We start from the raw sequence: 5,964 nt of genomic DNA, 5'->3' as shown, positions 1-5,964 counted from the left end.
TTGGGTGGTCTATTAATATTTTATAAGGCGTTTTTAGGTGGTTCCGCTAGGGTATGCCTTACTTCACCATTGGGCTTGGTTAGTTTTTTTCCTAGGCACCAATATCTATCTTTATTAGCCAGTACATATTTTAGCTCTTCTACTGTAATCTCTAATAGCTTAGCAAGTGAGCTAATATTTGCAATTGGCGTAACCTGAGGCAGAGGGTGAAAGCCCATTGTTTAAGCTTCAATCATCGAATAAATTGTTTTGGTGAGGAATTCAATCTGTGTGTCTGTAATTTCCGAGATGGATTCTTGCTTAGCTGCCAAAAATACGAGAATACTTACTGGTATCTGTAAAGCGTCAGCAATTGATTCTAGATTGGATAAGGTTGGTTGACGTTTATCTTTTTCTATTAATGATAAGTATGATTCAGAAACATCTGCTAAAACACTTACTTGCAACTGCGTCATATTTCTTAATTTCCGACACTTTTTTATAACACTGCCGATTTTCATGTTTTCAACCTTATAAGAGTGGTAAGGCTTGCTGTACTACTCTAGAAACTTTCTAAAAATCTGAATAAGCTCAATAATGCTAGGGAAGTAAAGAAGTAAGTCACCGAGCGTTTTTAAACCTATTGCCTTATAGTCTGTTTCTTTGGAAGATGAGTTCTCTATTACTAAATCAAGATTCTCTATTGCTTCTTCGATTTTACGAGTAACACTGGGTTCTAATGTATCATGCGTAGTTGCTTGAATCTCAGCAAGCTGAGCCCGCAACTGTTCTAAAAGTCTTTTATCATTCATATTATTTACGACGCTTTCTGACGGCACGGATTGTACCAGTCGACAACACAATTGAACCCGAGAGAAATAACATTAGAACGCCACAAGCCTTATACTATGGCGAAGCCTCAGTCGAAATACCAAGCGAATGACAAGTTGCACAAGTACAAACGAGATAGTACAGAGGTCGAGGTCTTCGGGTGTTGCAGCTATAAAAATAGCGGCTGAAATCAGCCAATTACAAGGTTCGATTAATAAATGATAGCTTCTAAAACGCATCTAGACGGATCGTCTATTCTTAGTTGTTAGGTTACTATAAAACATTACTGTAAGTCAAGTTTATGTATGCGCACTAAAGCAGGATTGTTTAGTACTTCATAAAGAAGTTACTAGTACAATAGAATATCTGAACCCACGATAGAAAACCATACTTATTCGCATAACAGACGTTATGTTAATGGACTTTCGTTGAAAGTGTTTTAAGTTTTTATGTACAAAAGGACTCCAATAAGGGGCTCTTTTTGTATTAAAATATTATTGATATATAATTAGGCTGTCTAGTATTAATATACTAGATGAATAATATATAAATTAAAGGTGAGTACATATGAAGTGGTATGAAGTTAAATATAAACGTAAAGGTTCAGAATCTATAATTACAGCTCCAGTCCAAGCACCTAATGCAAGCGATGCTAAAGAGCAAATAAAAGCTAGAGAACGTGGAGACTGTGTAATAATCTCATGTACCGTAAGAAAATAACTCTATATTAGAGCTTTGGCAGCTTGTGTCTGACGGTCAATTTTCACTAGATGATATGATTGATATTTTTAGAGAGATAGTGGAAGAATCTAAAGAAGATATTGAAAGGCTTTGAATACTAATCATTTTTAGATTGTAATCATCTGCTTGACTCAAAAAAACTCTCTAATAAAGTTGGGGCGGTTCATTTATATCTAGTATTGATAATCCTCTGGCTCACCATCTAAATACTCTCTTATTGGGCGTTTTTTACTAAACTTATTTGGATCCTTTTTAATCTCATTAGCCATAAATTCACTAAACTTATCCCAATCCCTACCAGCTTCACCTTTAGCCAATTGAACATAACTACTTATGAACTCTTTATGACGTGTAATTCTTATTAGTTGCTTATCTGATAAGCCATCAATAGTGAACATATCGCCATTATTAGGATCTCTATCTTGTTTAAGATGTACTTTTCTATCGCTATTTTCTTGTTTCTCTAACACCTTGAACTTAAAACCAATTATTTTACGACCATCTTTTTTTTGGTCATAACTAACTTTTATATTTGATTTTTCATTAATTTCCTTTACAGCTACATCTAAAACACGATGTTTGAAATCATACATACGCTTATATTCGTTAACCCCCAGACCTAGCTGACCTCTAAATATTTCTAGATCAAATACAGGTGTCGATTTAGCTTTTTTCCACTGAACCAATAATTCATACAGCCTCACTGAATAATTGCTATCCATAGTTGCTGTTTGCTTCAACAGATACTCTGTAAAAAAATCGACGGCTCCATCAATACGCGTTATACCTTCTACCACTGCTTTAGTAAAAACAATTTCAATAGCACCTTCATTGTTAATATACTCAACTTGTTGCACCCATCTAGACATAACCTTATTCCCTTTATCATTTAAAAAGCTAAAACGTCTATTAAACAAAGTTTCTTGGGCTTCTTTTAACCGCTTATATGCGTTTTGTCGAGTTGTATGAAAAGCTTCAGAATAACGCATAGCACTTATACGTAACGGCTTATCTGTACTTAAGCCTGTTCCGGTTTCTCTGGCATCTACAATAGCCAATTGAATGATGTGTATCTCAGCCAATGTTAAATTCTGAAGCACAGTGTTCAAATGATTGGTTTTTACAACAAGATCAGATTTAGACATAATGGTATTACCATAGAAGAATTAAAGACGACTTTAATACAACCATCGTTAAAACGCAATGTATAAGTCTGTCGTCTTATGGGTAACTATATGTCGTCTTATGGGTAACTATATGTCGTCTTATGGGTAACTATATGTCGTCTTATGGGTAACTATATGTCGTCTTAATAAGACTGTACTCCTTTAATAATAAAGTGTCCGAAGTACTTAAAAGCATTTAAAAGTTATTAAAAACATTAAAAGCTCTTGTGTTGGGAATAACTATAAAAAAGCACTATAACCCTCACTAGATTGTTCATATCTTAATTCATAGTCTTCTATCCAGTACTTAACGAACAAATCTAAAGTCTCTCTATATTTTTTAGGATCACTCTTAATCACAGACAATACCAATTGAGCTAGTTCCTTATTTTGACTACGATCCTTAGAAGCAAATATTTTCAGCTTCCCTTTGTTAAAATTAAGACTCATAAGTTTAAGCACTTGGTCAGCACTGTATGATGTTAATGAGTGCTCATTCAGATGCATATTATCTAGCTGTCTCTTCTCTATTTTATCTATATTAGGTAAATCACAAAACGCATACCATAACTCCTTTCTTTTATCGTTTGATAAATGCTTCAAATGATAATGCCGCATAACTTCTTTTATCTGACCCATGTTGTCGATCACCCTTAAAAAGAAAATAATGGCATCGCTTCTGGCTCTTCTTTTTAAATTCACAAGCTTCATGTTTTCCACTCGATTTTGATTCTTCTGCTTAACATATTCCATTACTAAACCCTCTACAAACAATCAATAAAAACTATCTACAGACAATAATTATAAACTATATATGGACAATAGATGAAAAATAATATTACATCTAATTTATAATTTTAAGCCAGCAGTCACTGAAGGGGGCGAATTTATGCTACGCTATAAATTCACTATTTCCCCTTCTGTGTGCTGGTTGGGGAGACCCCAAACCCCCTTAAAACCCCTCTACTAATTTGGTAATGGTTATGATTGAAAATGAATCTGGTACTTTAGACAAACGGGCAAAAAGGACACGTGAAATATCAATTCGAGTCAATGATTATGAACTTGCTGAGATAAAGAAACGCAATCGAGGTAGTACAGTGGCCAGTTGGCTTCGAGGTTTAGCATTAGGGGTAACACCAGCTAAACCTGTGGATCCTGAGTTAGTGAGGCAATTAGGCCGGTTGGGTAGTAATCTAAATCAATTAACTAAGTATGTTCATATTGAAAATAGTGTTAATGCTGAAGTGTTGACTGAGATTCAAGCAATTAGACAAGAGCTACATCGATTAGTTGAGATCAGTATTGAGCAGTCAAAGATGGCGGTAAGGGGGGACAATGATTGTTAAATTTTCTAGTTATGGTAAAGGTAAAGCTAGTGGCGTTTTAAACTACCTTCTACGTGAGCGAGATAAAGATGGTAATAGCATACCACGTCAACATGCAAAGGTGCTCTATGGCGATCCTGTGCTCACTGAACATCTTATTGATACGAATAGGCATAAGTCAAAGTATAAATCAGGTTATTTATCATTCAGTGAGCGTGCTAATGAAATTAGTGATGACGATAAGCGACGTATTATGCAGGAATTTGAAGACGTTATTTTTTGTGGGTTGAATAGCGATCAGTACGATATTCTTTGGGTTGAGCATGCAGACAAAGACATTGATGAGAATAATCCTGTAGGACGGCTGGAGCTGAATTTTGTAATACCGTGCCAAGAACTAAGGTCGGGCAAAGCGTTCCAACCTTACTATGAGCCAGCTGATCAAAGGCGGGTCAATGCATGGAAGAATATTATCAATGTAGAGGTTAAGGCTATTGATGGTAAATCATTAAGTGATCCTAATGATCCTGGACGTAAACGATTAGTTAATCCCTATAACAGCTATTCACCAAGACCAAGTCCTTTTAATGTGAACAGATATCAAAGAATACAAATTAATGAGGATGATGAAACTATAAAAAACCCTGTGAGTCGTCGTGCTTTAGAAGAAGCTCTTAAAAGGAGACTTCTTTTAGAATCTCAACGAGGTATAGTAAGGAACCGTCAGTCACTTTTAAATACATTAAGGCATTGGGGGCTTAAAATCAGTAGAGGTAATAGTGAGACTAGTGTGTCAGTAGCGCATGATAATCTAAAAGATAAGAATGGAAGAGTTATGAGTGTTCGACTCAAAGGTGCTATGTTTGATAAAAATTATAATGGGATTAAGTTTGAGCCACATATTAAAAATACTTACAGTAGTGCTTATCACAGCGAATCGAGCATAGCTTACCGTAACCGAGTAGATAAGATCAATTTAAAAGAAGGAATAAAAATAAAAACCGCATATCATCAGGAACGATACAAGGAAGCAATCCTGCCTGAGCCATTACATTTGGGTAATGTAAAAAACCTTGGCAGCACAGGAGCTATTCTTGATACACAGAGTACTAAAGAAATAGATACCTATATCCCATCTTTTAGGCCCTAATCGTGTTTTTATGCCTATAATCTGATATTTTGATAGTTATTAAGGGTTTTATATCTTGTATAGAGATTAAAGATATTTTCTCTTTATTTAGCTGCTATTTTAACGATTTTGAACCGCCCCGGGATTGTCGGAGAACTAACTTTCTGAGAGAATACGACAATGAAAACACGAAACTATACCCCTGAAATGAAAGAGCGAGCCGTCCGTATGCTAATTGAAGCTAAAGACGACTACCCATCCACCTGGTCAGCCATCAAAGCCATAGCGCCAAAGATAGGTTGCACACCTGAGACCCTACGATCATGGCATAAAAAGCACATTGATGAAACCATTCCTGCATCGGTGCAAGCACAAAGTGACAAAGAGCGTATCAAAGAGCTTGAACGTGAATGCAGAGAACTCAGACAAGCCAATGAGATTATAAAGAAAGCTGCAGCTTTTTTCGCCCAGGCGGAGCTCGACCGCAAACCCAAGTAATGGTTGATTTTATTGACGATCACAAACAACAATATGGAGTCGAGCCAATCTGTAGAGTATTACCGATTGCTCCATCCACCTACTACCGCATAAAAGATTTAAACGACAATCCGGAGAAACGTTCACAGCGTAGTCAGCATGACGACTTCTATCTTAATGAGATTAAACGTATTTGGAAGGACAGCAAATGCCGATACGGTGCTCGTAAAGTCTGGAAACAGTTGAAATCCGAAGGTGTACATCCTGCACGCTGCACTGTAGAGCGGTTAATGCGTCAGCATAGCATGCAGGG

8 protein-coding genes, 1 pseudogene and 1 other annotated feature are annotated in these 5,964 nt (G+C 36.2%); of the genes and pseudogenes, 4 read left to right on the top strand and 5 right to left on the bottom strand.

Going from position 1 to position 5,964, the window contains the following annotated elements; all coding sequences use genetic code 11:
- Positions 1 to 20: 20 nt before the first annotated feature.
- From QZ265_RS09450 to QZ265_RS09440, 3 genes are read right to left on the bottom strand one after another with little or no spacing between them, the layout of a single operon-like run.
- Positions 21 to 218: a hypothetical protein gene (locus tag QZ265_RS09450; RefSeq protein WP_296405611.1), complete on the bottom strand. Its 198-nt coding sequence runs from the start codon at positions 216 to 218 to the stop codon at positions 21 to 23.
- 3 nt (positions 219 to 221) lie between these two features.
- A complete protein-coding gene (locus QZ265_RS09445) occupies positions 222 to 500 on the bottom strand; it encodes a helix-turn-helix transcriptional regulator (RefSeq protein WP_296405609.1) in 279 nt (92 codons plus the stop codon).
- 36 nt (positions 501 to 536) lie between these two features.
- Positions 537 to 818 (bottom strand): hypothetical protein, encoded by a 282-nt coding sequence (locus QZ265_RS09440; RefSeq protein WP_296405607.1) that lies wholly within the window; start codon positions 816 to 818, stop codon positions 537 to 539.
- 559 nt (positions 819 to 1,377) lie between these two features.
- On the opposite strand from QZ265_RS09440, the gene QZ265_RS09435 reads away from it, so the two are divergent.
- The gene (locus QZ265_RS09435; protein ID WP_296405605.1) at positions 1,378 to 1,530 is read left to right on the top strand and encodes a hypothetical protein; all 153 of its coding nucleotides are present in this window, start codon (positions 1,378 to 1,380) and stop codon (positions 1,528 to 1,530) included.
- 194 nt (positions 1,531 to 1,724) lie between these two features.
- On the opposite strand, the gene repM is transcribed toward QZ265_RS09435, so the two are convergent.
- Positions 1,725 to 2,696 carry a replication initiation protein RepM gene (repM, locus tag QZ265_RS09430; protein ID WP_296405604.1) on the bottom strand — a complete coding sequence of 324 codons (972 nt, stop codon included), beginning with the start codon at positions 2,694 to 2,696 and terminating at the stop codon, positions 1,725 to 1,727.
- Between the two features lie 261 nt (positions 2,697 to 2,957).
- Positions 2,958 to 3,470: a hypothetical protein gene (locus QZ265_RS09425; protein WP_296405602.1), complete on the bottom strand. Its 513-nt coding sequence runs from the start codon at positions 3,468 to 3,470 to the stop codon at positions 2,958 to 2,960.
- A 230-nt stretch (positions 3,471 to 3,700) separates the two neighbouring features.
- Here QZ265_RS09425 and mobC point away from each other — a divergent pair, with 230 nt between their 5' ends.
- From mobC to QZ265_RS09410, 3 genes and pseudogenes are all read left to right on the top strand, one after another.
- Positions 3,701 to 4,066, top strand: coding sequence for a plasmid mobilization relaxosome protein MobC (gene mobC, locus QZ265_RS09420; RefSeq protein ID WP_296405600.1), 366 nt, complete (start codon positions 3,701 to 3,703; stop codon positions 4,064 to 4,066).
- Entirely contained in the window at positions 4,056 to 5,195 is a 1,140-nt protein-coding gene (locus QZ265_RS09415; protein WP_296405598.1) for a relaxase/mobilization nuclease domain-containing protein, read from the top strand. The genes mobC and QZ265_RS09415 overlap by 11 nt, the downstream gene beginning before the upstream one ends.
- A 159-nt stretch (positions 5,196 to 5,354) precedes the next feature.
- Positions 5,355 to 5,964, top strand: a pseudogene (locus tag QZ265_RS09410) (IS3 family transposase); the annotation flags it as partial.
- Positions 5,630 to 5,746 (top strand) — a sequence feature (AL1L pseudoknot). Its footprint overlaps the pseudogene before it by 117 nt.

Origin of the sequence: Psychrobacter sp. (genome assembly GCF_018260395.1) — a bacterium.
Classification (GTDB): domain Bacteria; phylum Pseudomonadota; class Gammaproteobacteria; order Pseudomonadales; family Moraxellaceae; genus Psychrobacter.
The sequence above is the reverse complement of the archived record's forward strand: the minus strand, read 5'-3'. Positions and strand labels throughout refer to the sequence as shown.